Raw genomic sequence first — 22,958 nt, forward strand, 5'->3', positions numbered from 1 at the left:
CCGGCACAACGTTATTCGTCTTCCAGTAGTGCTTCGTATGCGGTCGCATCCAGCAGCGCGGCAACCTGGGATTCGTCGCTGGCTTTGATCTTGAAGATCCAGCCGCCTTCATAAGGCTCGCTGTTGACCAGTTCTGGCGAATCGCTCAGCGCGTCGTTGACGGCAACAATTTCACCGCTTACCGGCGCGTAGATATCGGATGCTGCTTTTACGGACTCCGCCACGGCGCAGTCGTCGCCCGCGCTCACGGTCGTGCCCACGTCAGGCAGGTCAACAAACACCATGTCGCCCAGCAGCTCTTGCGCGTGCTCGGTGATCCCTACGGTGTAAGTGCCGTCCGCCTCTTTGCGCAGCCACTCGTGTTCTTTGCTGTATTTCAGTTCTGCTGGCACATTGCTCATTGAAGTTCTCCTGATAAAAATGATTAGGCGACCGGCTTACCGGCGCGAACAAAAATCGGTTTGGTCACGTTGACCGGCATTTCGCGGTTGCGGATTTGCACCACCGCCGTTTCGCCAATCCCCGCCGGCACGCGTGCCAGTGCAATACTGTAGCCCAGCGTCGGTGAGAAGGTTCCGCTGGTGATCACGCCTTCGCGAGGATTGCCGTCAGCATCGGTAAAGCGCACCGGCAGTTCGCCGCGCAGCACGCCCTTCTCGGTCATCACCAGGCCCACCAGTTGTTCAGTGCCCTTCTCGCGCTGCATCTCCAGCGCTTCACGGCCAATAAAGTCACGGTCAGCCGGTTCCCACGCGATGGTCCAGCCCATGTTGGCGGCCAGCGGAGAGACACCTTCATCCATCTCCTGACCGTAGAGGTTCATGCCTGCTTCCAGACGCAGCGTATCGCGCGCGCCCAGACCCGCAGGCTTCACGCCCGCTTCCACCAGCGCACGCCAGAAATCAGCGGCCTTCTCGTTTGGCATCGCAATTTCGTAGCCCGCTTCACCGGTGTAGCCGGTGGTGGCGATAAACAGATCGCCCGCCTGCACGCCAAAGAACGGCTTCATGCCAGCGGTGGCGTTGCGCTGCTCGTCGTTAAACAGAGAGGCGGCTTTCGCCTGCGCGTTTGGTCCCTGCACGGCGATCAGCGACAGATCGTCACGGACGGTGATGTCGATGGCATAAGGTTCGGCGTGTTGGGTGATCCAGGAGAGGTCTTTTTCGCGGGTGGCGGAGTTTACAACGAGGCGGAAGAAATCTTCAGTGAAGTAATAGACGATAAGGTCATCAATCACGCCGCCCGAGGCATTCAGCATGCCGGTATAGAGCGCTTTACCCGGCGTCTTCAGTTTGGCGACGTCGTTTGCCAGCAGATAACGCAAAAACTCCCGGGTGCGGCTACCGCGCAGATCGACAATTGTCATGTGGGACACGTCGAACATACCGGCATCGGTGCGCACCGCGTGGTGCTCATCAATCTGCGAGCCGTAGTGCAGCGGCATCATCCAGCCATGGAAGTCCACCATGCGGGCGCCGCATAACACGTGTTGTTCGTACAAAGGAGTCTGTTGAGCCATCTTGTCCTCGTTGAAAAAATTCACCGTGAAACCCGGTATCGGCCCCGCGTTCGGGCACCGACGCAAACGTTCTCTTTTACCTGAACTTACCACCGAAACCGGCAGTTAACCATAAGGCAAAATGGGTCATCACATTAGCTTATGACCAAAAAACGCTAAAAAGCCTACAGAGTTATTCACTGGAAAAATGCGATTAATCCCGCACAAAATTAACAATGATCTAACAGGATTTAGCACATGGTGATATTTCGTGCGGAAAAACGGGCCAAATTTCCGCACCGAAAAAAAAGCGACATTAGTAAATCTAATGCGAAAAATGAGGTGGAATTAGATTATTTCAAACGAGGGGATTTCCCCGGCGCAGAGGCCGGGAAAATAAAGTGTGATGGGGATCTAAGTTAGCGCAGCCAGTCAGGGAGATCGTTAAGACCCATCGCCTGACGGAGAAGTTGAGGTTTGACGCCAGGAAGCGTATCGGCCAGTTTAAGACCGATGTCGCGCAGCAGTTTTTTTGCCGGATTCGCCCCGGCAAACAGCTCGCGGAAGCCCTGCATGCCCGCCAGCATCATCGCCGCACTGTGCTTGCGGCTGCGCTCGTAGCGACGCAGATAGAGATGCTGGCCGATGTCTTTTCCTTCGCGATGCAGGCGACGCAGCTCCTCGACCAGCTCCGCCGCGTCCATAAAGCCAAGGTTAACGCCCTGCCCGGCCAGCGGATGAATGGTATGCGCCGCATCCCCCACCAGCGCCAGACGGTGCGCCGCAAACTGACGCGCGTAGCGGCCGGTTAACGGGAACACCTGACGCTCGCTTTCAAGCGTGCAAAGGCCAAGGCGGTTATCAAAGGCCACGCACAGCGCCTGGTTAAAGGCCTCCGGCGTCGCCTCATGCATCTGCCGGGCTTTGTCCGGCACCAGGGACCAGACTATCGAGCACAGGTGCGGATCGGCAAGCGGCAGGAACGCCAGTATGCCGTCGTTGTGGAAAATCTGGCGCGCCACGCCGCCGTGCGGCTCTTCGGTGCGGATCGTCGCGACCAGAGCGTGATGACGATAGTCCCAGAAGGTCAGCGGGATATCGGCTTTATTACGCAGCCAGGAGTTGGCACCGTCAGCACCGACCACCAGGCGCGCGGTCAGCATGTCGCCGCTCTGCAGGGTGATAAACGCCTCGTTTTCGCCCCACGCCACCTGCTGGATCTGCGCAGGCGCAATCAGCGTCACGTCGCTGCACTGCTGTGCTTTTTGCCACAGCGCGTGGTGGATCACCGCGTTTTCAACGATGTGGCCCAGATGGCTATAGCCCATGCTTTCATCATCAAAAGCAATATGACCAAAGCTGTCTTTATCCCACACCTCCATGCCGTGATAACAGCTGGCGCGGTTCGCCACAATATCTGACCAGACGCCAAGGTGCGTCAGCAGCTTTTCGCTGGCCGCATTAATGGCCGAGACGCGGAGTTCCGGCGGCGCATCCGGGGCAACGGGCTGGGGCTGTTTTTGCTCCAGCACCGCCACGCGCAGGCCGCTGCCCTGTAATCCACAGGCCAATGCCAGTCCGACCATTCCGCCGCCAACGATGGCGACATCAACATTTTGCACGGTGATAACTCCTTAACGCGCGACCCAACCCAGGGTCCGCTGCGCCAGCACGTCACGTGCCGGAATGAATAGTTCCATCGCCATCAGCCCGAGATTACGACCCGCAACCAGCGGTGCCCAGCGATTGGCAAAAAGATGGACCAGGCCATCGGTCACACCGATGGTAGCCTCTTTATCCGCCTGACGGCGCTTCTGGTAATGACTCAGCACCGAATACGCCCCGCAGTCTTTTTGCTCGCCCCACGCCTGCGCCAGTGATTCGGCCAGGCTCATGACGTCGCGTAAGCCAAGGTTAAAGCCTTGCCCCGCGATGGGATGCAGCGTCTGCGCGGCGTTACCGACAAGCGCCAGACGATGGGAGATGGACTGAGATGCCGTAGTCAGCGAAAGCGGATAGACCGTCCGCTTGCCGGCATGGGTAATACGCCCCAGCCGCCAGCCAAAGGCTTTCTGCAGCTCGGTGCAAAAACGTTCGTCGGACCAGGCCTTCACCTCTTCAGCCTTATCCTGCGGATGACACCACACCAGGGAACAGCGTCCATCCGACATCGGCAGCATCGCCAGCGGGCCATGCTGCGTAAAGCGCTCAAACGCCCTGCCGTTGTGGTCAGCTGCGGTAGCGACGTTCGCAATGACCGCCACCTGGCCGTAAGGCTGCTGGCGCCACTCCACGCCGCACTGGGTGCCGAGCGAGGAGCGCGAACCGTCCGCAGCGACCAGAAGCTGGCCTTCAAGGACGGTGCCGCTTTCCAGCGTCACGCTGACCGACGCTTCACTTCGGCTCACGCTGGCCACGCGCGCGGGGCAATGCAGCGTGACGCCCGGCGCGTCCTGGAGCAGGCGGAACAGACGCAATCCGACGTCGTGTAGCTCAACAACCTGACCCAGGGCATCAATCCGGTAATCCTGCGCGTCCAGCGTGACAAAACCTGCATGGCCGCGATCGCTGACGTGTACGGTCCCGATCGCCGTGGCACGGTCGGCAATGGCCTGCCAGATACCAATGCGCGAAAGCTGCTGGCAGGTGCCCTGCGCCAGCGCGATGGCGCGGGCATCAAACCCGGGGTGGTTGGACGCCTCTGGCGCAACGGCTTCCACCAGGTGCACCGGAAGCTGCCCCTGCGTCAAATGCGAAATGGCCAGCGCCAGCGTGGCCCCGGTCATGCCGCCGCCAACGATAATCACGCTCATGCGCGCGCCGCTGCCATCAGCGCCTCGATATCGTCAGCGTTTTTCACGACGCTGGCGGTCAGGTTTTCGTTACCGGTCTCGGTAATCACGATGTCATCTTCAATACGAATACCAATCCCGCGGTACGCTTCAGGCACGTCGGCATCCGGCGCGATATACAGACCCGGCTCCACGGTTAACACCATGCCCGGCTCCAGCACGCGCGAACGGTCGGTGCCGTAGGCGCCAACGTCATGCACGTCCAGCCCCAGCCAGTGGCTCAGGCCGTGCATAAAGTACGGTCGATGCGCATTTTCAGCAATCAGGGTATCTACGTCCCCTTTCAGGATACCGAGCCTGACCAGACCGGTAATCATGATGCGCACCACTTCACCGGTCACTTCCTGGATGGAGGTACCCGGACGATACAGCCTGAGCGCCGTCTCAAGGGATTCGAGAACAATGTCGTAAATCGCGCGCTGTGCCGGCGAGAATTTACCGTTCACCGGGAAGGTCCGGGTGATGTCCCCCGCATAGCCCTGATATTCGCAACCGGCGTCAATCAGCACCAGATCGCCGTCGCGCAGCACGCTTTCGTTTTCGGTGTAGTGCAAAATGCAGCCGTTTTCCCCGCCGCCGACAATGGTGTTGTAGGAGGGATAGCGCGCGCCGTGGCGGTTAAATTCGTGGTGAATTTCGCCTTCCAGCTGGTATTCGAACATCCCGGGACGGCATTTCTCCATCGCACGGGTGTGCGCCAGCGCGCTGATTTCGCCCGCGCGGCGCATCACGTTCAGCTCTTCTTCAGACTTGAACAGGCGCATCTCATGCACCACCGGACGCCAGTCCGTCAGCGTGGCCGGTGCGGACAGGTTCTGCCGCGAGCCTTTGCGCAGCTTATCCAGCGCGGTGAAGACAATCTCATCGGCGTAAGCATATTCGCCCTGCGCGTGATAGAGCACGTCGAGGCCGTTAAGCAGCTGGTAGAGCTGCTGGTTGATTTCGCTAAACGCCAGCGCACGGTCGACGCCCAGCTTTTCCGGTGCGGCCTCTTGCCCTAAGCGGCGACCAAACCAGATTTCGGCCGTCAGATCGCGCACGCGGTTGAAAATCACGCTGTGGTTGTGGGTGTCATCGCTCTTAATCAACACCAGTACCGCTTCCGGCTCGTTAAAGCCGGTGAAGTACCAGAAGTCGCTGCTCTGGCGATAGGGATATTCGCTGTCGGCGCTGCGCGTCACTTCGGGCGCGGCAAAAATCAGCGCGGCGCTGCCCGGCTGCATTTTTGCCAGCAGCGCCTGACGGCGGCGCGAATACTCTTGACTCGAGATAACCATGACACCCTCCTGTGCGTTATTTTTCTTAATGTAAGGTTGGCTTGCGGACTTCCGGCGCAGTCGGCTGTGAGCGCGTAAAGTTGTCGTGGCACAGCAGTGCCGCCACGCGCACGTACTCGATGATCTCTTCGAGAGACATTTCCAGCTCTTCCTGGTCTTCGTCTTCATCGTAGCCAAGCTGGGCGATGTTGCGCAGATCGTCGATCGCTTCACCCGCTTCACCGGTGACTTTATCCAGTTTAGGCTGGGTGACGCCCAGACCCAGCAGATAGTGATTTACCCACCCCGCCAGCGCATCGGCGCGATCGAACACGCTGACGTCGTCGCCTTCAGGCAGATAAAGCTGAAAAAGGAAGCCATCGTCTTCCAGCGAATCACTGATGGCGGCATGCATTTTACGCAGCGCTTCCGCCAGCTCGTGACCAAACGCCAGCCCTTCATTCGTGAGGTCGTGGATCAGCGGCTGCCATGAGCTGTCGCTGTTTCCGCCGCACAGCATGCCACTGATCAGACCGTGCATTTCGGCAGGGGTTAAACCGACTCCCTGCTGGTTCAGTAACTGGTTTAAATCCTTGTAACCAGGCATTTCGTTCTGTATAGACATGCGCATTCGTCATCATTGGGGGGAAGTTTCATGATATGCTACCACTTTGGACCCTGGTGATACCAGAAAAGGGCTTGTATCTTCACATCAGGGTAGCTATAGTGTCGCCCCTTCGCAGCCCCCGGGGCATCAGGCGAAGGCAGCGCAGTCAATCAGCAGGAAGGTGGCATGTCTGCACAACCCGTCGATCTCCAGATTTTTGGCCGTTCACTGCGAGTGAATTGTCCGCCTGAACAAAGGGATGCTTTGAATCAGGCTGCGGACGATTTGAATCAGCGGTTGCAAGATCTAAAAGAACGCACTAGAGTCACAAATACTGAGCAGCTGGTTTTCATCGCCGCGTTGAACATCAGCTATGAACTGACTCAGGAAAAAGCGAAGACCCGCGACTACGCGGCAAGCATGGAGCAGCGCATTAAAATGCTCCAGCAGACCATAGAACAGGCATTGCTTGATCAAGGTCGCAATCCCGAAAGACCGGGACCCAAGTTTGAATAACACTTCTCAGTTGACTATGGTAGAGTAACTGTGAAGACAAAATTTCTCTGAGATGTTCGCAAGCGGGCCAGTCCCCTGAGCCGATATTTCATACCACAAGAATGTGGCGCTCCATGGTTGGTGAGCATGCTCGGTCCGTCCGAGAAGCCTTAAAACTATGACGACACATTCACCTTGAACCAAGGGTTCAAGGGTTACAGCCTGCGGCGGCATCTCGGAGATTCCCTCTCTTTTCTTCTACCGACTACCATGACTCAATTCCCTGAAGTTTCGGCTTCACGCCAGGACATTCGTCAGCTCATTCGTCAACGCCGTCGTGCGTTAACCCCCGTTCAGCAAGCGCATTTTGCCCAGCAGGCCGCCGCCCGTATGATGGCGTATCCTCCTGTCGTGATGGCGCGCACGGTTGCCCTGTTTCTGTCGTTTGACGGCGAGCTGGATACCCAACCGCTGATAGAGCAACTCTGGCGCGCCGGGAAGAAGGTATACCTGCCGGTGCTACACCCGTTCAGTGAAGGCAATCTGCTGTTTTTGCACTATCACCCGCACAGCGAGCTGGTAGTGAATCGTCTGAAAATCACCGAACCGAAACTCGACGTGCGCGACGTGCTCCCGCTGTCACAGCTGGATGTACTGATTACGCCGCTGGTCGCGTTTGATGAGCAGGGACAGCGCCTGGGAATGGGCGGTGGATTTTACGACCGGACGCTGCAAAACTGGCAGCAGTATGGGTTGCAGCCGGTGGGCTACGCGCATGATTGCCAGGGCGTGGAGGCGTTGCCGGTAGAAAAATGGGATGTGCCGTTACCGGCGGTGGTGACGCCCAGTAAAACCTGGACCTGGTAGAATAAAGCCGGGTGGCGGCTACGCCTTACCCGGCCTACATAAATCCTCGAACATTGTAGGTCGGGTAAGCGTAAGCGTCACCCGACACACAGACCGCACGACCGTTGTAGGTCGGGTAAGGCGCAGCCGCCACCCGACACCACAGACCGCACCATCAGTACAGCAGACGCGCGCGAATCGTCCCCGGAATGGCCTTCATGCTCAGCAGCGCTTTCTCGGCCACATCGTCATCCGCTTCGATATCAATAACCACATAGCCCATCTGCGAGTTGGTCTGCAGATACTGCGCGGCAATGTTAACGCCCTGCTCGGCAAAGATCTGGTTAATCGCGGTCAGCACGCCTGGACGGTTTTCGTGGATGTGCAGCAGACGACGGCCACCGTGCAGCGGCAGCGACACTTCCGGGAAGTTCACCGCAGAAAGCGTAGAACCGTTGTCGGAGTATTTACTCAGCTTACCCGCCACTTCAAGACCGATATTCTCCTGCGCTTCCTGAGTTGAACCGCCGATGTGTGGCGTCAGGATCACGTTGTCGAACTCGCACAGCGGAGAGGTAAACGGATCGCTGTTGGTCGCAGGCTCCGTCGGGAAAACGTCGATGGCGGCGCCCGCCAGGTGCTTACGCTTCAGCGCATCGCACAGCGCAGGGATATCGACAACCGTGCCGCGCGCGGCGTTAATCAGCAGTGAGCCCGGCTTCATCAGCGCCAGCTCTTCTGCACCCATCATGTTTTTGGTGGACGCATTTTCCGGCACGTGCAGACTCACCACGTCACTCATGTTCAGCAGGTCAGACAGGTGTTGAACCTGGGTGGCATTGCCCAGCGGCAGCTTGCTTTCGATATCGTAAAAATAGACATGCATACCGAGAGATTCCGCCAGAATCCCCAGCTGGGTACCGATGTGGCCATAGCCGATGATACCCAGTTTTTTTCCACGGGCTTCGTAGGAACCCGCAGCCAGTTTGTTCCAGACGCCGCGGTGTGCTTTGGCGTTAGCCTCCGGAATGCCGCGCAGAAGCAGCAGCAGTTCGCCAATCACCAGCTCCGCCACGGAACGGGTGTTGGAGAACGGGGCGTTGAAGACAGGAATACCGCGTTTCGCGGCAGCATTCAGGTCAACCTGGTTGGTACCGATGCAGAAGCAGCCGATAGCCACCAGCTTTTCCGCCGCGGCAATCACATCTTCAGTCAGGTGAGTACGGGATCGCAGGCCAATGAAGTGGGCATCACGGATGGACGCTTTCAGCTCTTCGGTATCGAGCGCGCCTTTGTGAAATTCGATGTTGGTGTAACCTGCCGCACGAAGGCTATCGATTGCTTTTTGATGCACGCCCTCGACCAGCAGGAATTTAATCTTGTCTTTCTCCAGTGATACCTTTGCCATTTACCCGACCCTGTTTTTGTCTGAACTGATGTTGTGCTGGATATAAATCCGCTGTAGCCAACATATCAAAAAAAACTATTGCAGCAATATGAACGTTTGCGTCGGCACGCTGAAGGAAAGTCATACAGCGCAAAATGGCAGAGGAAAATGCTATGGAAATTTACAAACGCGGAAGGATCGGCAAAAGAGGCATAAAAACGTGACACAAGTCACCGAATTTAGCGTATCAAAAATTTTTTAGCGGGGGGAGGACTCCCCCCGTCAGATCATTTTACGATGGTTTTCACGCCATCAGCGGTGCCGATCAGCGCCACATCCGCGCCACGGTTGGCGAATAGCCCTACGGTTACGACGCCAGGAATGGCGTTGATGGCATTTTCCAGCGCAATCGCGTCGAGAATTTCCAGACCGTGAACGTCGAGGATCACGTTACCGTTGTCGGTCACTACGCCCTGACGATATTCCGGGCGACCGCCCAGCTTCACCAGCTGACGGGCAACCGCGCTGCGGGCCATCGGGATCACTTCAACCGGCAGCGGGAAATTCCCCAGAATGTCCACCTGCTTGGAGGCGTCGGCAATGCAGATAAACTTGTCCGCAACGGAGGCGATGATCTTTTCACGCGTCAGCGCCGCGCCGCCGCCTTTGATCATCTGCATGTGGCCGTTGATTTCATCCGCACCATCAACGTAAATCCCCAGACGATCCACTTCGTTGAGATCGAAAACGGTAATGCCGAGGCTTTTCAGCTTTTCCGTGGAAGCATCAGAGCTGGAAACCGCGCCCTCGATCTGCCCCTTCATCGTGCCCAGCGCATCGATAAAGTGTGCCGCGGTTGATCCCGTACCGACACCGACAATGGTACCCGGCTGTACGTACTGGAGAGCGGCCCATCCTACTGCTTTTTTCAGTTCATCCTGCGTCATGATCGTTTTGCCTGTGGTGTGAAAACTCAGGGCGCATTATAGAACACGTCGAATGGAATTCGTCTGCCACAAAGGGAAAATTGTGTCATAGTGCAGAATAAGCAAAATTAAGGAGCCAGCCAGAGCAATGAAACGTCCGGACTACAGAACACTACAGGCACTTGATGCAGTTATTCGTGAACGAGGTTTTGAGCGCGCGGCGCAAAAGCTTTGCATCACGCAGTCCGCCGTCTCTCAGCGTATCAAACAGCTTGAAAATATGTTCGGCCAGCCGCTGCTGGTACGTACCGTACCGCCACGTCCAACCGAGCAAGGACAAAAGCTCCTCGCCCTGCTGCGCCAGGTTGAACTGCTGGAAGACGAGTGGCTGGGTGACGAGCAAACGGGCTCTACGCCGCTGCTGCTCTCTCTGGCGGTCAACGCCGACAGTCTGGCAACCTGGCTGCTGCCGGCCCTTGCGCCGGTCCTCGCGGACTCCCCTATCCGCCTGAATTTGCAGGTTGAAGACGAAACCCGTACTCAGGAGCGCCTGCGTCGCGGTGAGGTAGTTGGGGCGGTCAGTATCCAGCCTCAGGCGCTGCCAAGCTGTCTTGTCGATCAGTTAGGCGCCCTGGATTACCTGTTTGTGGGTTCAAAAGCCTTTGCCGAGCGCTACTTCCCGAACGGCGTCACCCGCGCGGCGCTGCTGAAAGCCCCTGCCGTGGCGTTCGACCATCTGGACGATATGCATCAGGCGTTCCTGCAGCAAAACTTCGATCTGCCGCCGGGTAGCGTGCCGTGCCATATCGTTAACTCGTCTGAAGCCTTCGTGCAGCTTGCGCGCCAGGGCACCACCTGCTGCATGATCCCGCATCTGCAGATTGAGAAAGAGTTGAAAAGCGGTGAGCTGATTGACCTGACGCCGGGGCTGTATCAGCGCCGGATGCTCTACTGGCACCGTTTTGCGCCGGAAAGCCGGATGATGCGCAACGTCACCGACGCGCTGCTGGCGTACGGGCATAAAGTATTGAGACAGGATTAAAAAAGAAAAGCCGGGTGGCGGCTACGCCTTACCCGGCCTACAGATTACTGAGCCGGTTTCGGCTGTGCTGCAACGGGTTCCAGCTGGAAGACCACATCCACCTGATCGTCGAACTGAATGGTTGGCTGCTCGTAAGTTTCCTGAGCGGATACCGGGGCGGCATCAGCCTTCATCATACGAACCATCGGGCTTGGTTGGTAGTTAGAGACGTGGTAACGCACGCTGTAAACCGGACCGAGCTTGCTCTTAAAGCCAGAAGCCAGCTGTTCCGCCTGGTGAATGGCATCATCAATCGCCGCTTTACGCGCTTCGTCTTTGTATTTCTCCGGTTGCGCAACGCCCAGCGACACGGAACGGATCTCGTTCAGGCCCGCCTTCAGCGCACCGTCCAGCAGCGAGTTAAGCTTATCCAGCTGACGCACAGTCACTTCAACGGTACGCACGGCACGGTAGCCTTTCAGGATGCTTTTACCATTCTGGTAGTCGTAATCGGGTTGAGTACGCAGGTTCGCAGAGTTGATATCTTTTTTACCGACACCGTTCTGCTCGAGGAAAGAGAGGTATTGCGCAACGCGATCGTCAGCCTGCTTCTTGGCCGTCGCCGCATCTTTCGCCGCCACATTCACCTCAATTGCCAGGGTTGCAACATCGGGTACCGCGTCCACGCTTGCGGTGCCTGACGTGACGATGTGCGGGCCATCCGGCAGTTCACTTGCCTGCACCGACACCGCACCGAAACTCACTAATGCCGCCAGGGCCATCACTTTAAACCTCACTGTCATTCCTCCATGTTGCGAAGAGTGCCCCAATAACAGGGCGCATGCCAGCAAGCTTAGCGGGTCTTGTTCAGTTGTCCATAAGACAAGGATTAGTTGAACAATTCCTGGACATGATGAATCCCCTCTTTCGCCAGCTGGAAAGCGATAAACCACATCACCAGGCCGACCAGGGTATTAATGATGCGCTGGGCTTTGGCCGTACGCAGACGAGGAGCCAGCCATGCCGCCAGAATGGCGAGACCGAAGAACCACAGGAAAGAGGCGCTGACCGTGCCGAGCGCAAACCAGCGTTTCGGTTCAACGTCCAGTTGACCGCCCAGGCTGCCCAGCACGACGAAGGTGTCGAGATAGACATGAGGGTTTAGCCAGGTCACCGCCAGCATGGTGACGATAATCTTCCAGCGGCCCTGCTTCATGACCTCCGCGCTCGCCAGTTCGAGGTTGCTGCTCATCGCCGTTTTCAGCGCGCCGAAGCCGTACCAGAGCAGAAACGCCACGCCGCCCCAGGTGACCAGCGCCAGCAGCCACGGAGACTGCATCAGCAGCGCGCTGCCGCCAAAAATCCCGGCGCAGATCAGCAGTAAATCGCTTACCGCGCACAGCAGGGCAATCATCAGATGGTACTGGCGGCGAATGCCCTGATTCATCACGAACGCATTTTGCGGTCCTAGAGGAAGGATCATGGCTGCACCTAAGGCAAGCCCTTGAAAATAATAAGATAGCATGACGATTTTCTCGCAGTGTTGTTCTGGAAGCCGACTATACTGCGCGAATCACATAAGAGGAAATGGATAATATTAATTGGGTATTAGCGGAGCTTATGAAAGTAAAGCCCGGTGGCGCTAGCGCTTACCGGGCCTACGGGTGACGTTATTCTGCTTCTTTGACTTTTTTGACGTTTACGTCCATCTGCGGGTACGGGAAGCTGATGCCGTTGGCGTCGAAGTCGCGCTTAATGCGTTCCAGCACGTCCCAGTACACGTTTTGCAGATCGCTGCTTTTGCTCCAGATACGCACCACAAAGTTAATGGAGGAAGCGCCGAGTTCATTCAGGCGAACCGTCTGCTCTTTGTCTTTCAGGATACGCTCGTCTGAAGCAATGATGTTGGTAATCAGCGACTTCACCTGATCGATGTCGGAGTCGTATGCCACGCTGATAATCAGTTCGTTACGACGCACCGGCTCACGGGAGAAGTTAATGATGTTGCCCGCGATAATTTTCCCGTTCGGCACGACCACGATGCGGCCATCGACGGTGCGCATGGTCGTTGAGAAAATTTGTACCTGCAGCACGGTTCCGGCAATGCCGCCAAGGTCAACGTACTCGCCGGAGCGGAACGGACGGAAGGTCACCAGCAGAACGCCTGCCGCCAGGTTTGAAAGCGAGCCCTGCAGCGCCAGACCAATAGCCAGACCGGCGGCACCGAGAACGGCGATGACGGAGGCGGTTTGCACCCCAACACGGCCCAGCGCCGCAATCAGCGTAAAGGCGATAATGCCGTAACGCACCAGTGCGGAGAGGAAGTCAGCCACCGTGGCGTCAATGTGACGGGCCAGCATCACGCGGTTAACCGTACTCGAGACAATACGTGCCACGATCATCCCGACGATGATGATGGCAATCGCCGCGACGATGTTCACGGCATAGCTCAGCAGCAGGGCCTGGTTGCGCACCAGCCAGTTACCGGCGTTATTGATGCTGTCTACAACATCGAGTTGTTCCATTTATTCTTCCTTTTGTTAAACCAAAACACAAAATCCATCCCCCATGGAGACAGGCAGGTCTGTAAAGGGTAAACAAAAAGCACTGGTTTTGCCAAACAGATCACAAAAGCAGGTCTGGCAGGGTATTGAAAAAGCATAAAAAAAGGCCCGCATTTGCGGGCCTTCTGATGCTGTTAGCAGCTCAAATTACAGAACGTCGATCGCGTTCAGTTCTTTGAAAGCCTGCTCCAGACGGGTCACCATGGACGTCTGCGCTGCGCGCAGCCATACGCGTGGATCGTAGTATTTCTTGTTCGGCTGGTCTTCGCCTTTCGGGTTGCCCAGCTGGCCCTGCAGGTAAGCTTCGTTCGCTTTGTAGTACTGCAGGATACCGTCCCAGGTTGCCCACTGGGTGTCGGTATCGATGTTCATTTTCACAACGCCGTAGCTTACGGAGTCTTTGATTTCCTGAGCAGAAGAACCGGAACCGCCGTGGAAGACGAAGTTCAGGCTGTTGTGCGGCAGGTTGTGTTTCTTGGAAACGTATTCCTGAGAATCACGCAGGATGGTTGGGGTCAGAACCACGTTACCTGGTTTGTAAACGCCGTGTACGTTACCGAAGGACGCTGCGATGGTGAAGCGTGGGCTGATTTTGCTCAGCTCGGTGTAAGCGTAATCAACGTCTTCTGGCTGGGTGTACAGTGCAGAAGCGTCCATGTGGCTGTTGTCCACGCCGTCTTCTTCACCGCCGGTGCAACCCAGTTCGATTTCCAGGGTCATGTCCATTTTGGCCATGCGCGCCAGGTACTTAGAGCAGATTTCGATGTTTTCGTGAAGTGACTCTTCAGACAGGTCGATCATGTGAGAAGAGAACAGTGGCTTACCGGTTGCCGCGAAGTGTTTTTCACCCGCGTCCAGCAGACCGTCGATCCACGGCAGCAGTTTCTTCGCGCAGTGGTCAGTGTGCAGGATAACTGGAACACCGTAGTGCTCAGCCATCTGGTGAACGTGGTGCGCACCAGAGATAGCGCCCAGGATTGCAGCACCCTGAGGAATGTCAGTTTTCACGCCTTTACCTGCGATGAACGCAGCGCCACCGTTAGAGAACTGAACGATAACCGGTGCTTTAACTTTTGCAGCGGTTTCCAGTACGGCGTTGATGGAGTCGGTACCCACGCAGTTAACTGCTGGCAGAGCGAAGTTGTTTTCTTTAGCTACCTGGAACACTTTCTGTACGTCATCACCAGTGATAACGCCAGGTTTTACGAAATCAAAAATTTTAGACATGTTGCTTAGTCCTGTATCTTCGGCCGTTAGAAAAGGTGCGAGCTCTTAAAAGCGCGCTGAAAATTGGGCAGGTTTCCCTGCCCTTGAATGGCTTACTTCTTAGCGCGCTCTTCGAGCATTGCTACTGCTGGCAGTACTTTGCCTTCCACGAATTCGAGGAATGCGCCGCCACCAGTGGAGATGTAGGAGATCTTGTCAGCGATACCGAACAGGTCGATTGCTGCCAGGGTGTCACCACCGCCTGCGATAGAGAACGCTTCGCTGTCTGCGATAGCGTTAGCAACGATTTCAGTCCCTTTGCGGAAGTTCGGGAATTCGAACACGCCAACCGGGCCGTTCCACAGGATAGTTTTTGCGTTTTTGAGGATTTCAGCCAGTTTCTGTGCAGAAACGTCGCCCAGATCCAGAATCTGCTCTTCGTCTTTGATGTCGTTGACAGACTTCAGAGTCGCGGTTGCGGTTTCGGAGAACTCGGTCGCGACGCGAACGTCAGTTGGAACCGGGATATCACAGGTACCCAGCAGGCGTTTGGCTTCGTCAACCAGGTCTGCTTCGTACAGGGATTTACCCACGTTGTGGCCCTGAGCGGCAACGAAGGTGTTCGCGATACCACCGCCAACGATCAGCTGGTCAGCGATTTTAGACAGGGAATCCAGAACGGTCAGTTTGGTAGAAACTTTAGAACCACCAACGATAGCCACCATTGGACGAGCAGGTTCTTTCAGTGCTTTACCCAGCGCTTCCAGTTCGTCAGCCAGCAGAGGACCGGCACACGCAACGTCTGCGAATTTACCGATACCGTGGGTAGACGCCTGAGCACGGTGCGCCGTACCGAAGGCATCCATCACGAATACGTCGCACAGTGCAGCGTATTTTTTGGAAAGGGTTTCGTCGTCTTTCTTCTCGCCTTTGTTGAAGCGAACGTTTTCCAGAACAACCAGTTCACCGGCTGCAACGTCAACGCCGTCCAGGTAATCTTTCACCAGGCGAACCGGGTTGGACAGTTTGTCTTTCAGGTAATTAACCACTGGCAGCAGAGAGAACTCTTCGTTGTACTCGCCTTCAGTTGGACGACCCAGGTGGGAGGTGACCATCACTTTAGCGCCCTGCTTCAGAGCCAGCTCGATGGTTGGCAGAGATGCACGGATACGCGCGTCGCTGGTCACTTTGCCATCTTTAACCGGTACGTTCAGATCGGCACGGATGAAAACGCGTTTACCAGCCAGATCCAGATCGGTCATCTTAATTACAGACATGGTGAATCCTCTCGTTGATTCTTAAAGTTTTGCAGACGCACGATGCGCCTTACCTGAAACCTTGAGCAGCCATTGCTAACGTGGTGTCGAGCATTCGGTTAGCAAAGCCCCATTCGTTATCACACCAGACCAGCGTCTTGATAAGGTGTGCGCCACTGACCCTCGTTTGCGTGCCATCGACGATGGCGCTGTGCGGGTCGTGGTTAAAATCTACTGAGACCAACGGTAATTCCGTATAGTCAACTATACCATGAAATGCCCCCTGTGCCGCTTTTTGCAGCAACAGGTTGACTTCACAGGCTTTTACCGGTTTTTTCACCGTTACGCTAAGGTCGATTGCGGTGACGTTGATTGTTGGGACGCGCACGGCAATCGCTTCAAAACGGTCATTGAACTGCGGAAAAATTCGGGTGATCCCTGCCGCCAGTTTCGTATCCACCGGAATGATTGACTGGCTCGCTGCACGCGTGCGCCGTAAATCCGGGTGGTAAGCGTCAATGACCTGCTGATCGTGCATGGCGGAGTGAATCGTGGTCACGGTGCCGGACTCAATGCCATACGCATCGTCTAACAGTTTGATGACCGGAATAATGCAGTTGGTGGTACAGGAGGCGTTGGAAACAATGCGGTGTTCGGCCTGCAGCTCATGCTGGTTGACGCCAAACACGACGGTCGCGTCGAGGTCGTTACTGCCGGGATGAGAAAACAGAACTTTTTTCGCGCCGGCTGTCAGATGCGCTTCGCCATGTTCGCGATTGCCATACACACCGGTACAGTCAAGTACGACATCCACACCCAGTTCACGCCAGGGTAGCCCGGAGATGCTGTTCTCATGCAGCACACGAATCGCGTCATCACCCACAAAAAGCTGATCTCTTTCCTGGCGCACATCCCAGGCAAAGCGTCCGTGGCTGGTGTCATACTTCAATAAATGCGCCATGCCCGCAGCATCCGCCAGTTCATTGATTGCCACCACGGTTATTTCCGCCCGACGTCCGGATTCATACAAAGCACGAACCACATTACGCCCGATGCGACCGAAGCCATTAATCGCTACGCGTACGGTCATAGATCTCCTGCAAAGCAATCCCTGAGTGTGAGGTGGCTGAAAGAGTAATCCAGCTACGCCCGAAGGGGAATCCTTGCTGTCACAAACTGCGATTGATTGGTCAATTGTCGAACATTTAATCGACTGAAACGCTTCAGCAAGAATAAGCGAATCGGGGAATAAAAGGAATGTCTGTCCAGATGAATAAGCGAGCTATATGACTTGCGTCACATTTTCGGTGGAATAATGACGCAAAAAAAGCCGGGGGTGGCGCTAGCGCTTACCCGGCCTACTTTCGAGCCATTTGTAGACCCGGTAAGCGTAGCGCCACCGGGCAAAACGGCGATTACAGCAGTTCTTTCGCTTTTGCGACAACGTTCTCAACGGTGAAGCCGAACTCTTCGAACAGCTGCTCTGCCGGAGCAGACTCACCGAAGGTGGTCATGCCGACGATAGCGCCGTTCAGGCCCACGTATTTGAACCAGTAGTCAGCGATACCCGCTTCCACTGCCACACGCGCGGAAACCGCTTTAGGCAGTACGGATTCACGGTAAGCGGCATCCTGCTTGTCGAACGCGTCGGTAGACGGCATGGAAACCACGCGCGCCTTCACGCCTTCGGCAGCCAGTTTTTCCCATGCGGCAACGGCCAGTTCAACTTCAGAACCGGTAGCGATGAAGATCAGCTCTGGCTGGCCCGCGCAATCTTTCAGCACGTAACCACCGCGAGCGATGTTCGCCAGCTGCTCTGGCGTACGCTCCTGCTGTGCCAGGTTCTGACGGGAGAGGATCAGCGCGGTAGGACCGTCCTGACGCTCAACGCCGTATTTCCACGCTACTGCGGATTCAACCTGGTCACACGGACGCCATGTGCTCATGTTCGGGGTTACGCGCAGAGAAGCCACCTGCTCTACCGGCTGGTGAGTTGGACCGTCTTCGCCCAGACCGATGGAGTCGTGGGTGTAAACCATCACCTGACGCTGTTTCATCAGCGCTGCCATACGCACGGCGTTACGCGCATATTCGACGAACATCAGGAAGGTAGAGGTGTACGGCAGGAAACCACCGTGCAGGGAGATACCGTTGGCAATCGCAGTCATACCGAATTCACGTACACCGTAATGGATGTAGTTACCGGCAGTGTCTTCATTGATTGGCTTAGAACCGGACCACAGGGTCAGGTTAGATGGCGCCAGGTCAGCGGAGCCGCCGAGGAACTCAGGCAGCAGAGGACCAAACGCTTCAATGGCATTCTGAGACGCTTTACGGCTCGCAATTTTAGACGGGTTCGCCTGCAGCTTAGCGATGAACTCGTTCGCTTTCGCGTCGAAGTCAGACGGCATGTCACCTTTCATACGACGGGTGAATTCAGCCGCTTCCTGTGGGAAGGCTTTCGCGTAAGCCGCGAACTTCTCGTTCCACGCCGCTTCTTTCGCCTGGCCTACTTCTTTTGCATCCCACTGAGCATAGATCTCAGATGGGATTTCGAATGCAGGGTATTTCCAGCCCAGCGCTTCGCGGGTCAGTGCAATTTCCGCGTCGCCCAGCGGCGCGCCGTGGGAGTCGTGCGTACCCGCTTTGTTCGGGGAACCGAAGCCGATGATGGTTTTGCACATCAGCAGGGACGGTTTGTCCGTCACAGCGCGCGCTTCTTCTACTGCACGTTTAATCGAGTCAGCATCGTGACCATCAACGCCACGCACAACGTGCCAGCCGTAAGCTTCGAAACGTTTAGCGGTGTCGTCAGTGAACCAGCCTTCAACGTGACCGTCAATGGAGATACCGTTGTCGTCATAGAACGCAACCAGTTTACCCAGCTTCAGGGTACCTGCCAGGGAGCACACTTCGTGAGAAATGCCTTCCATCATGCAGCCGTCGCCCATGAACGCGTAGGTGAAGTGGTCAACGATGTCGTGGCCAGGACGGTTGAACTGCGCCGCCAGGGTCTTCTCAGCGATCGCCATACCCACAGCGTTAGCAATACCCTGACCCAGCGGGCCGGTGGTGGTTTCTACGCCAGCGGTGTAGCCCACTTCCGGGTGACCTGGAGTTTTGGAGTGCAGCTGACGGAAGTTTTTCAGCTCTTCGATAGGCAGATCGTAGCCGGTGAGGTGCAGCAGGCTATAGATCAGCATAGAGCCGTGGCCGTTAGACAGTACGAAACGGTCGCGGTCAGCCCATGACGGGTTCTGCGGGTTGTGGTTCAGGAAATCGCGCCACAGGACTTCGGCGATATCAGCCATACCCATAGGGGCCCCTGGGTGGCCGGATTTGGCTTTCTGTACTGCGTCCATGCTCAGCGCACGAATAGCATTAGCAAGCTCTTTACGTGAGGACATTTTAACTCCAGATCGGACTGTTAAAGGCCATGCCCTTGACGACAGCGCGTTTTGGGCTACGCCGGAAAAAAGTGCCAACAATGTAACCCAAGCGGCATGCCATGTACATGGACCATTCTTTTGCAGCTTAAGAAATCTCTGGATCATGCTCGCATGTTGCGCAATCTGCTCGCCCGGCCCTGTAGATATTCCTTATACTTAGCCCGACACCGGCTTCGCTGACGGTGCACTTTTCGGATTTTATTCAGATTAACGAGTACGGAAGCAACCTCATGAAAATGCGTGCAATAGTGCTGGCCCTGGGTACAACGCTCCTGCTGAGCGGCTGTCAGAATATGGATTCTAACGGCCTGATGACCTCAGGCGCAGAGGCCTTTCAGGCCTATTCCCTGAGCGATGCGCAGGTAAAAGCGCTGAGCGACCAGGCCTGTAAAGATATGGACGGAAAAGCCACGCTTGCGCCGGCTAACAGTACCTACACGCAGCGTCTGAATAAGATTGCTTCCGCGCTGGGCGATAACATCAACGGCCAGCCGGTGAACTACAAGGTTTACATGGCGAAAGACGTCAACGCCTTCGCGATGGCGAACGGCTGTATCCGCGTTTACAGCGGCCTGATGGATATGATGACCGACAACGAAGTGGAAGCGGTCATCGGCCATGAAATGGGCCACGTTGCGCTGGGCCACGTGAAGAAAGGGATGCAGGTTGCCTTAGGCACCAATGCCATCCGCGCAGCGGCGGCCTCAGCAGGCGGTATCGTTGGCAGCCTGTCCCAGTCACAGCTTGGCGACGTGGGTGAAAAACTGGTGAACTCCCAGTTCTCCCAGCGTCAGGAGTCCGAAGCGGATGACTACTCCTACGATCTGTTGCGCAAACGCGGCATTAATCCATCCGGTTTAGCCACCAGCTTTGAAAAACTGGCCAAACTGGAAGCAGGACGTCAAAGCTCAATGTTTGACGATCACCCTGCCTCAGAAGAGCGCGCACAGCATATTCGCGACCGTATGGCCGCAGACGGAATTAAATAATTTCAGAAGGAGGCAGTTTTGCCTCCTTTTTATTTCGCATGAATTGTTAACTTAACAGCACGTATCGATAACACCTCTGAAAGCCCCGCCAAATCTACCCTGTTACATTGAAATGTCTGGTCACATAATTATTGCAAAGGTCACTTTTTCCGGTAATTATCACCCCTGCAGTTATTCAATTAATATATCCAGACAGAGACGTTCCCTCCGTGAAAAAAGAATTATCATTAATTGCTTTAAGTTTATTTTCCGCATTACCTGCCGCTGCAAGCCAGCAATCCGACAGCCAGGGTTTTATTGACGACAGCCATCTGGACCTGTTTTTACGCAATGCGTATATCAGCCGTGATTATCATCAGGGCCAGCAGGACAAAGCCGAATGGGGTCAGGGGATCATCGCCACGTTTGCATCCGGCTATACCGAAGGGCTGGTGGGCTTTGGTGTGGACGGCATTGCTCAATACGGCGTGCGCCTGGACGGCGGTCGCGGCAAGAGCGGCGCAGGCGGCATCGACTTCTTTAAGCAGGAAGACGACGGCCGGGCAAAATCCGATCTGGCAAAGTTTGGCGCAACCGCCAAAATGCGCATCTCGAATACCGTACTGAGCTACGGGAATCAGCGTCCTGAGCTGCCCATCGTCAATGCCGACAGCTCTCGCCTGCTCTTTGAAAGCTACACCGGCACCCTGCTGACCTCAAAAGAGATCGACGGTCTGGAAATTAACGCCGGTTATTTCACCGACGAGCAGCGTAAAAGTGACGACCGCCACGACAGCGGGCTGAAGAGCCTCTCCTTCGGCGGCGCGAGCTATCAGTTCAACGATCAGTTCAGCGGCGCGTTTTACGCCTCTCACAATGAAGAGGTGATGAACAAGCAGTATCTGGGCCTGAACTTCAAACAGCCGTTCAGCACCGGGCAGCAGCTGGTGCTCGACTTCAACGGCTATAACTCCCGTCTCGACCAGAGTTACGCGGACAGCCTCGATACAGGCCGCAGCAACGCTATCTGGAGCCTGGCGGCGAGCTACATCTGGGATATTCACACGTTCAAAGTGGCGTACCAGCAGAGCAGCGGCAGCACCGGCTACAACTACGGCGGCTACCGCGATCAGGGCGGCGTGGGTGATGGCGGTAACACCATCTGGCTGGCAAACTCCTACTGGTCTGATTTTAACGGCGAAGATGAACGTTCCTGGCAGGCATCTTACGGTCTGGACTTTGGCGGCCTTGGCCTGCCGGGTCTGAGCTGGACCACCGCCTACGTGCGCGGGGACAACATCAAAACCGCGGAAACCAGCAACGGCAAAGAGCACGAGTGGTTTAACCAGATCCAGTACCAGGTGCAGGATGGCCCGGCGAAGGATCTGAAACTGAAACTGCGCTATTCCGTGCTGCGCGTCTCCAGCAACGCCAGCGACTATAACGTGGGCGGGGACGAGATCCGCGCTTACGTGGAATACCCGTTTAACGTGTTCTAAAGGCAATAAAAAACCTCTCCAGGGAGAGGTTTTTTTACACCAGAAGAGACTTATTCGCCTTTTTTGGCTGCCTGGATGTAGAGCATTTCCAGTGCCAGGGTCGCTGCGGCCAGCGCAGTGATCTCGGACTGGTCATACGCAGGCGCCACTTCCACCACGTCCATCCCGACAATGTTGAGATCCTTCAGGCCGCGCACCAGCTTGATGGCGCGGTCTGAGGTCAGGCCGCCGATCACCGGCGTACCGGTACCCGGTGCAAATGCCGGATCGAGGCAGTCGATGTCGAAGGTCAGATACACGGGCATATCACCCACGATCTGCTTCACCTGCGCGAGGATGTCATCCACGCCGCGGTCGTTAACCTGACCCGCATCCAGCACGGTGAAGCCGTTATCTTTGTCGAACTCAGTGCGAATACCAATCTGCACGGAATGATTCGGGTCGATCAGACCTTCGTTCGGCGCGGTAAAGAACATGGTGCCGTGGTCAAACTCACAGCCGTTCGCGTAGGTGTCGGTATGCGCATCAAAGTGTACCAGCGCCATTTTACCGAAGTGCTTCGCGTGGGCGCGCAGCAGCGGCAGGGTCACAAAGTGGTCGCCGCCGAAGGAGAGCATGCGCTTACCGGCAGCCAGCAACTTCTCGGCGTGGGCCTGCAGCTTTTCGCTCATCTCACGCGCATCACCAAAGGCATACACCAGGTCACCGCAGTCCACCACGTTCAGGCGCTCGCGCATGTCGAAGTTCCACGGGAAACGGTTGTGCTCCCAGGCCAGGTTAGTGGAAACCTGACGGATCGCCGCCGGGCCATGACGCCCACCCGCACGGCCTGACGTTGCCATGTCGAACGGCACGCCGGTGATCACCCAGTCCGCGTCGCTGTCGTACGGCTGGAAGTTCATCGGAAGGCGTAAAAAACCAAACGCGTTAGATACCAGAGAGTTATCGTACTGATGACCTAAAGTGCTCATGTCCTGTCCTCGTATCATAGATAGACGATCGTTGCTAAAGGTGAAAAAAAATCCCTTCCGCGTCGTTAAGCCCGACGAGGAAGGGATCGTTTCATATCGTAATGCTGTATGGCGCTAAGAATAGCGCCTGAATCCTTTAAATTCAAGCGACTCATAA

Annotated in this window: 21 protein-coding genes and 1 other RNA gene; 6 read left to right on the plus strand and 16 right to left on the minus strand. The window is 56.1% G+C overall.

The genetic code is table 11. The features are described from left to right. Nucleotides 1-11: 11 nt before the first annotated feature. The 6 genes from gcvH to ACMWJS_RS09205 form a co-directional block, all read right to left on the minus strand. The gene (gene gcvH / locus ACMWJS_RS09180) at nucleotides 12-401 is read right to left on the minus strand and encodes a glycine cleavage system protein GcvH (protein ID WP_008499718.1); all 390 of its coding nucleotides are present in this window, start codon (nucleotides 399-401) and stop codon (nucleotides 12-14) included. Between the two features lie 23 nt (nucleotides 402-424). Then, the gene (gene gcvT / locus ACMWJS_RS09185; RefSeq protein WP_045910150.1) at nucleotides 425-1,519 is read right to left on the minus strand and encodes a glycine cleavage system aminomethyltransferase GcvT; all 1,095 of its coding nucleotides are present in this window, start codon (nucleotides 1,517-1,519) and stop codon (nucleotides 425-427) included. Nucleotides 1,520-1,917: 398 nt separating this feature from the next. After that, entirely contained in the window at nucleotides 1,918-3,120 is a 1,203-nt protein-coding gene (gene ubiI / locus ACMWJS_RS09190) for an FAD-dependent 2-octaprenylphenol hydroxylase (protein WP_048029109.1), read from the minus strand. A 12-nt stretch (nucleotides 3,121-3,132) separates the two neighbouring features. Next, complete coding sequence (gene ubiH / locus ACMWJS_RS09195; protein ID WP_048224774.1) at nucleotides 3,133-4,311, minus strand: 2-octaprenyl-6-methoxyphenyl hydroxylase; 1,179 nt, start codon at nucleotides 4,309-4,311, stop codon at nucleotides 3,133-3,135. Further along, nucleotides 4,308-5,621: a Xaa-Pro aminopeptidase gene (gene pepP / locus ACMWJS_RS09200; protein WP_414747009.1), complete on the minus strand. Its 1,314-nt coding sequence runs from the start codon at nucleotides 5,619-5,621 to the stop codon at nucleotides 4,308-4,310. Before pepP ends, ubiH begins: the two co-directional genes overlap by 4 nt. A gap of 31 nt (nucleotides 5,622-5,652) precedes the next feature. Next, nucleotides 5,653-6,231 (minus strand): YecA family protein, encoded by a 579-nt coding sequence (locus ACMWJS_RS09205; protein WP_024906571.1) that lies wholly within the window; start codon nucleotides 6,229-6,231, stop codon nucleotides 5,653-5,655. Between the two features lie 168 nt (nucleotides 6,232-6,399). Between ACMWJS_RS09205 and zapA the strand changes: the two genes are divergently transcribed. The 3 genes from zapA (at nucleotide 6,400) to ACMWJS_RS09220 (ending at nucleotide 7,575) form a co-directional block, all read left to right on the plus strand. Then, nucleotides 6,400-6,729: a cell division protein ZapA gene (zapA, locus tag ACMWJS_RS09210; protein WP_006811891.1), complete on the plus strand. Its 330-nt coding sequence runs from the start codon at nucleotides 6,400-6,402 to the stop codon at nucleotides 6,727-6,729. 41 nt (nucleotides 6,730-6,770) lie between these two features. Next, nucleotides 6,771-6,954, plus strand: a non-coding RNA gene (gene ssrS, locus ACMWJS_RS09215) — 6S RNA. Between the two features lie 24 nt (nucleotides 6,955-6,978). Beyond that, entirely contained in the window at nucleotides 6,979-7,575 is a 597-nt protein-coding gene (locus ACMWJS_RS09220) for a 5-formyltetrahydrofolate cyclo-ligase (RefSeq protein WP_063622407.1), read from the plus strand. Nucleotides 7,576-7,729: 154 nt separating this feature from the next. On the opposite strand, the gene serA is transcribed toward ACMWJS_RS09220, so the two are convergent. Both serA and rpiA read right to left on the minus strand, forming a co-directional pair. Continuing rightward, a complete protein-coding gene (gene serA, locus ACMWJS_RS09225; RefSeq protein WP_021242062.1) occupies nucleotides 7,730-8,962 on the minus strand; it encodes a phosphoglycerate dehydrogenase in 1,233 nt (410 codons plus the stop codon). Nucleotides 8,963-9,228: 266 nt separating this feature from the next. Further along, nucleotides 9,229-9,888 carry a ribose-5-phosphate isomerase RpiA gene (gene rpiA, locus ACMWJS_RS09230; protein ID WP_014885151.1) on the minus strand — a complete coding sequence of 220 codons (660 nt, stop codon included), beginning with the start codon at nucleotides 9,886-9,888 and terminating at the stop codon, nucleotides 9,229-9,231. 127 nt (nucleotides 9,889-10,015) lie between these two features. On the opposite strand from rpiA, the gene argP reads away from it, so the two are divergent. Then, a complete protein-coding gene (gene argP, locus ACMWJS_RS09235; RefSeq protein ID WP_008499727.1) occupies nucleotides 10,016-10,909 on the plus strand; it encodes a DNA-binding transcriptional regulator ArgP in 894 nt (297 codons plus the stop codon). 44 nt (nucleotides 10,910-10,953) lie between these two features. Here argP and ACMWJS_RS09240 read toward each other — a convergent pair whose 3' ends face one another. From ACMWJS_RS09240 to tkt, 7 genes are all read right to left on the minus strand, one after another. Further along, nucleotides 10,954-11,685, minus strand: coding sequence for an oxidative stress defense protein (locus ACMWJS_RS09240; RefSeq protein WP_414746971.1), 732 nt, complete (start codon nucleotides 11,683-11,685; stop codon nucleotides 10,954-10,956). 92 nt (nucleotides 11,686-11,777) lie between these two features. Beyond that, nucleotides 11,778-12,413, minus strand: a complete 636-nt coding sequence (gene argO, locus ACMWJS_RS09245; RefSeq protein ID WP_021242063.1) for an arginine exporter ArgO — start codon at nucleotides 12,411-12,413, stop codon at nucleotides 11,778-11,780. Nucleotides 12,414-12,558: 145 nt separating this feature from the next. Beyond that, nucleotides 12,559-13,413, minus strand: coding sequence for a small-conductance mechanosensitive channel MscS (locus ACMWJS_RS09250; protein WP_414746972.1), 855 nt, complete (start codon nucleotides 13,411-13,413; stop codon nucleotides 12,559-12,561). Between the two features lie 186 nt (nucleotides 13,414-13,599). Continuing rightward, nucleotides 13,600-14,679, minus strand: coding sequence for a class II fructose-bisphosphate aldolase (gene fbaA / locus ACMWJS_RS09255; protein ID WP_008499731.1), 1,080 nt, complete (start codon nucleotides 14,677-14,679; stop codon nucleotides 13,600-13,602). 92 nt (nucleotides 14,680-14,771) lie between these two features. After that, on the minus strand, nucleotides 14,772-15,935 hold the full coding sequence (gene pgk, locus ACMWJS_RS09260) for a phosphoglycerate kinase (protein ID WP_008499732.1): 1,164 nt from the start codon (nucleotides 15,933-15,935) through the stop codon (nucleotides 14,772-14,774). 49 nt (nucleotides 15,936-15,984) lie between these two features. Then, nucleotides 15,985-17,004, minus strand: a complete 1,020-nt coding sequence (gene epd, locus ACMWJS_RS09265) for an erythrose-4-phosphate dehydrogenase (RefSeq protein ID WP_045909922.1) — start codon at nucleotides 17,002-17,004, stop codon at nucleotides 15,985-15,987. A gap of 325 nt (nucleotides 17,005-17,329) precedes the next feature. Further along, nucleotides 17,330-19,321 carry a transketolase gene (tkt, locus tag ACMWJS_RS09270; RefSeq protein WP_414746973.1) on the minus strand — a complete coding sequence of 664 codons (1,992 nt, stop codon included), beginning with the start codon at nucleotides 19,319-19,321 and terminating at the stop codon, nucleotides 17,330-17,332. A 272-nt stretch (nucleotides 19,322-19,593) separates the two neighbouring features. On the opposite strand from tkt, the gene ACMWJS_RS09275 reads away from it, so the two are divergent. Both ACMWJS_RS09275 and ACMWJS_RS09280 read left to right on the plus strand, forming a co-directional pair. Beyond that, entirely contained in the window at nucleotides 19,594-20,352 is a 759-nt protein-coding gene (locus ACMWJS_RS09275) for a M48 family metallopeptidase (RefSeq protein ID WP_021242066.1), read from the plus strand. 209 nt (nucleotides 20,353-20,561) lie between these two features. Further along, nucleotides 20,562-21,830, plus strand: coding sequence for an OprD family outer membrane porin (locus ACMWJS_RS09280; protein ID WP_334756067.1), 1,269 nt, complete (start codon nucleotides 20,562-20,564; stop codon nucleotides 21,828-21,830). A gap of 50 nt (nucleotides 21,831-21,880) precedes the next feature. Here the strand turns inward: ACMWJS_RS09280 and speB are convergent, their stop codons facing one another. Then, nucleotides 21,881-22,801 carry an agmatinase gene (gene speB, locus ACMWJS_RS09285; protein WP_008499737.1) on the minus strand — a complete coding sequence of 307 codons (921 nt, stop codon included), beginning with the start codon at nucleotides 22,799-22,801 and terminating at the stop codon, nucleotides 21,881-21,883. Nucleotides 22,802-22,958: the final 157 nt, after the last annotated feature.

Source organism: Enterobacter sp. HK-058-C-ECC, assembly GCF_047531125.1.
In the GTDB taxonomy this organism is placed as follows: Bacteria; Pseudomonadota; Gammaproteobacteria; order Enterobacterales; family Enterobacteriaceae; genus Enterobacter; species Enterobacter quasiroggenkampii.

What these genes read in the sequence shown, in the direction of transcription:
- gcvH (WP_008499718.1), bottom strand. Translation starts at nt 401, where the DNA reads ATGAGCAATGTGCCAGCAGAACTGAAATACAGCAAAGAACACGAGTGG.
- gcvT (WP_045910150.1), bottom strand. Translation starts at nt 1,519, where the DNA reads ATGGCTCAACAGACTCCTTTGTACGAACAACACGTGTTATGCGGCGCC.
- ubiH (WP_048224774.1), bottom strand. Translation starts at nt 4,311, where the DNA reads ATGAGCGTGATTATCGTTGGCGGCGGCATGACCGGGGCCACGCTGGCG.
- ACMWJS_RS09205 (WP_024906571.1), bottom strand. Translation starts at nt 6,231, where the DNA reads ATGTCTATACAGAACGAAATGCCTGGTTACAAGGATTTAAACCAGTTA.
- zapA (WP_006811891.1), top strand. Translation starts at nt 6,400, where the DNA reads ATGTCTGCACAACCCGTCGATCTCCAGATTTTTGGCCGTTCACTGCGA.
- ACMWJS_RS09220 (WP_063622407.1), top strand. Translation starts at nt 6,979, where the DNA reads ATGACTCAATTCCCTGAAGTTTCGGCTTCACGCCAGGACATTCGTCAG.
- serA (WP_021242062.1), bottom strand. Translation starts at nt 8,962, where the DNA reads ATGGCAAAGGTATCACTGGAGAAAGACAAGATTAAATTCCTGCTGGTC.
- rpiA (WP_014885151.1), bottom strand. Translation starts at nt 9,888, where the DNA reads ATGACGCAGGATGAACTGAAAAAAGCAGTAGGATGGGCCGCTCTCCAG.
- argP (WP_008499727.1), top strand. Translation starts at nt 10,016, where the DNA reads ATGAAACGTCCGGACTACAGAACACTACAGGCACTTGATGCAGTTATT.
- argO (WP_021242063.1), bottom strand. Translation starts at nt 12,413, where the DNA reads ATGCTATCTTATTATTTTCAAGGGCTTGCCTTAGGTGCAGCCATGATC.
- ACMWJS_RS09250 (WP_414746972.1), bottom strand. Translation starts at nt 13,413, where the DNA reads ATGGAACAACTCGATGTTGTAGACAGCATCAATAACGCCGGTAACTGG.
- fbaA (WP_008499731.1), bottom strand. Translation starts at nt 14,679, where the DNA reads ATGTCTAAAATTTTTGATTTCGTAAAACCTGGCGTTATCACTGGTGAT.
- pgk (WP_008499732.1), bottom strand. Translation starts at nt 15,935, where the DNA reads ATGTCTGTAATTAAGATGACCGATCTGGATCTGGCTGGTAAACGCGTT.
- epd (WP_045909922.1), bottom strand. Translation starts at nt 17,004, where the DNA reads ATGACCGTACGCGTAGCGATTAATGGCTTCGGTCGCATCGGGCGTAAT.
- tkt (WP_414746973.1), bottom strand. Translation starts at nt 19,321, where the DNA reads ATGTCCTCACGTAAAGAGCTTGCTAATGCTATTCGTGCGCTGAGCATG.
- ACMWJS_RS09275 (WP_021242066.1), top strand. Translation starts at nt 19,594, where the DNA reads ATGAAAATGCGTGCAATAGTGCTGGCCCTGGGTACAACGCTCCTGCTG.
- speB (WP_008499737.1), bottom strand. Translation starts at nt 22,801, where the DNA reads ATGAGCACTTTAGGTCATCAGTACGATAACTCTCTGGTATCTAACGCG.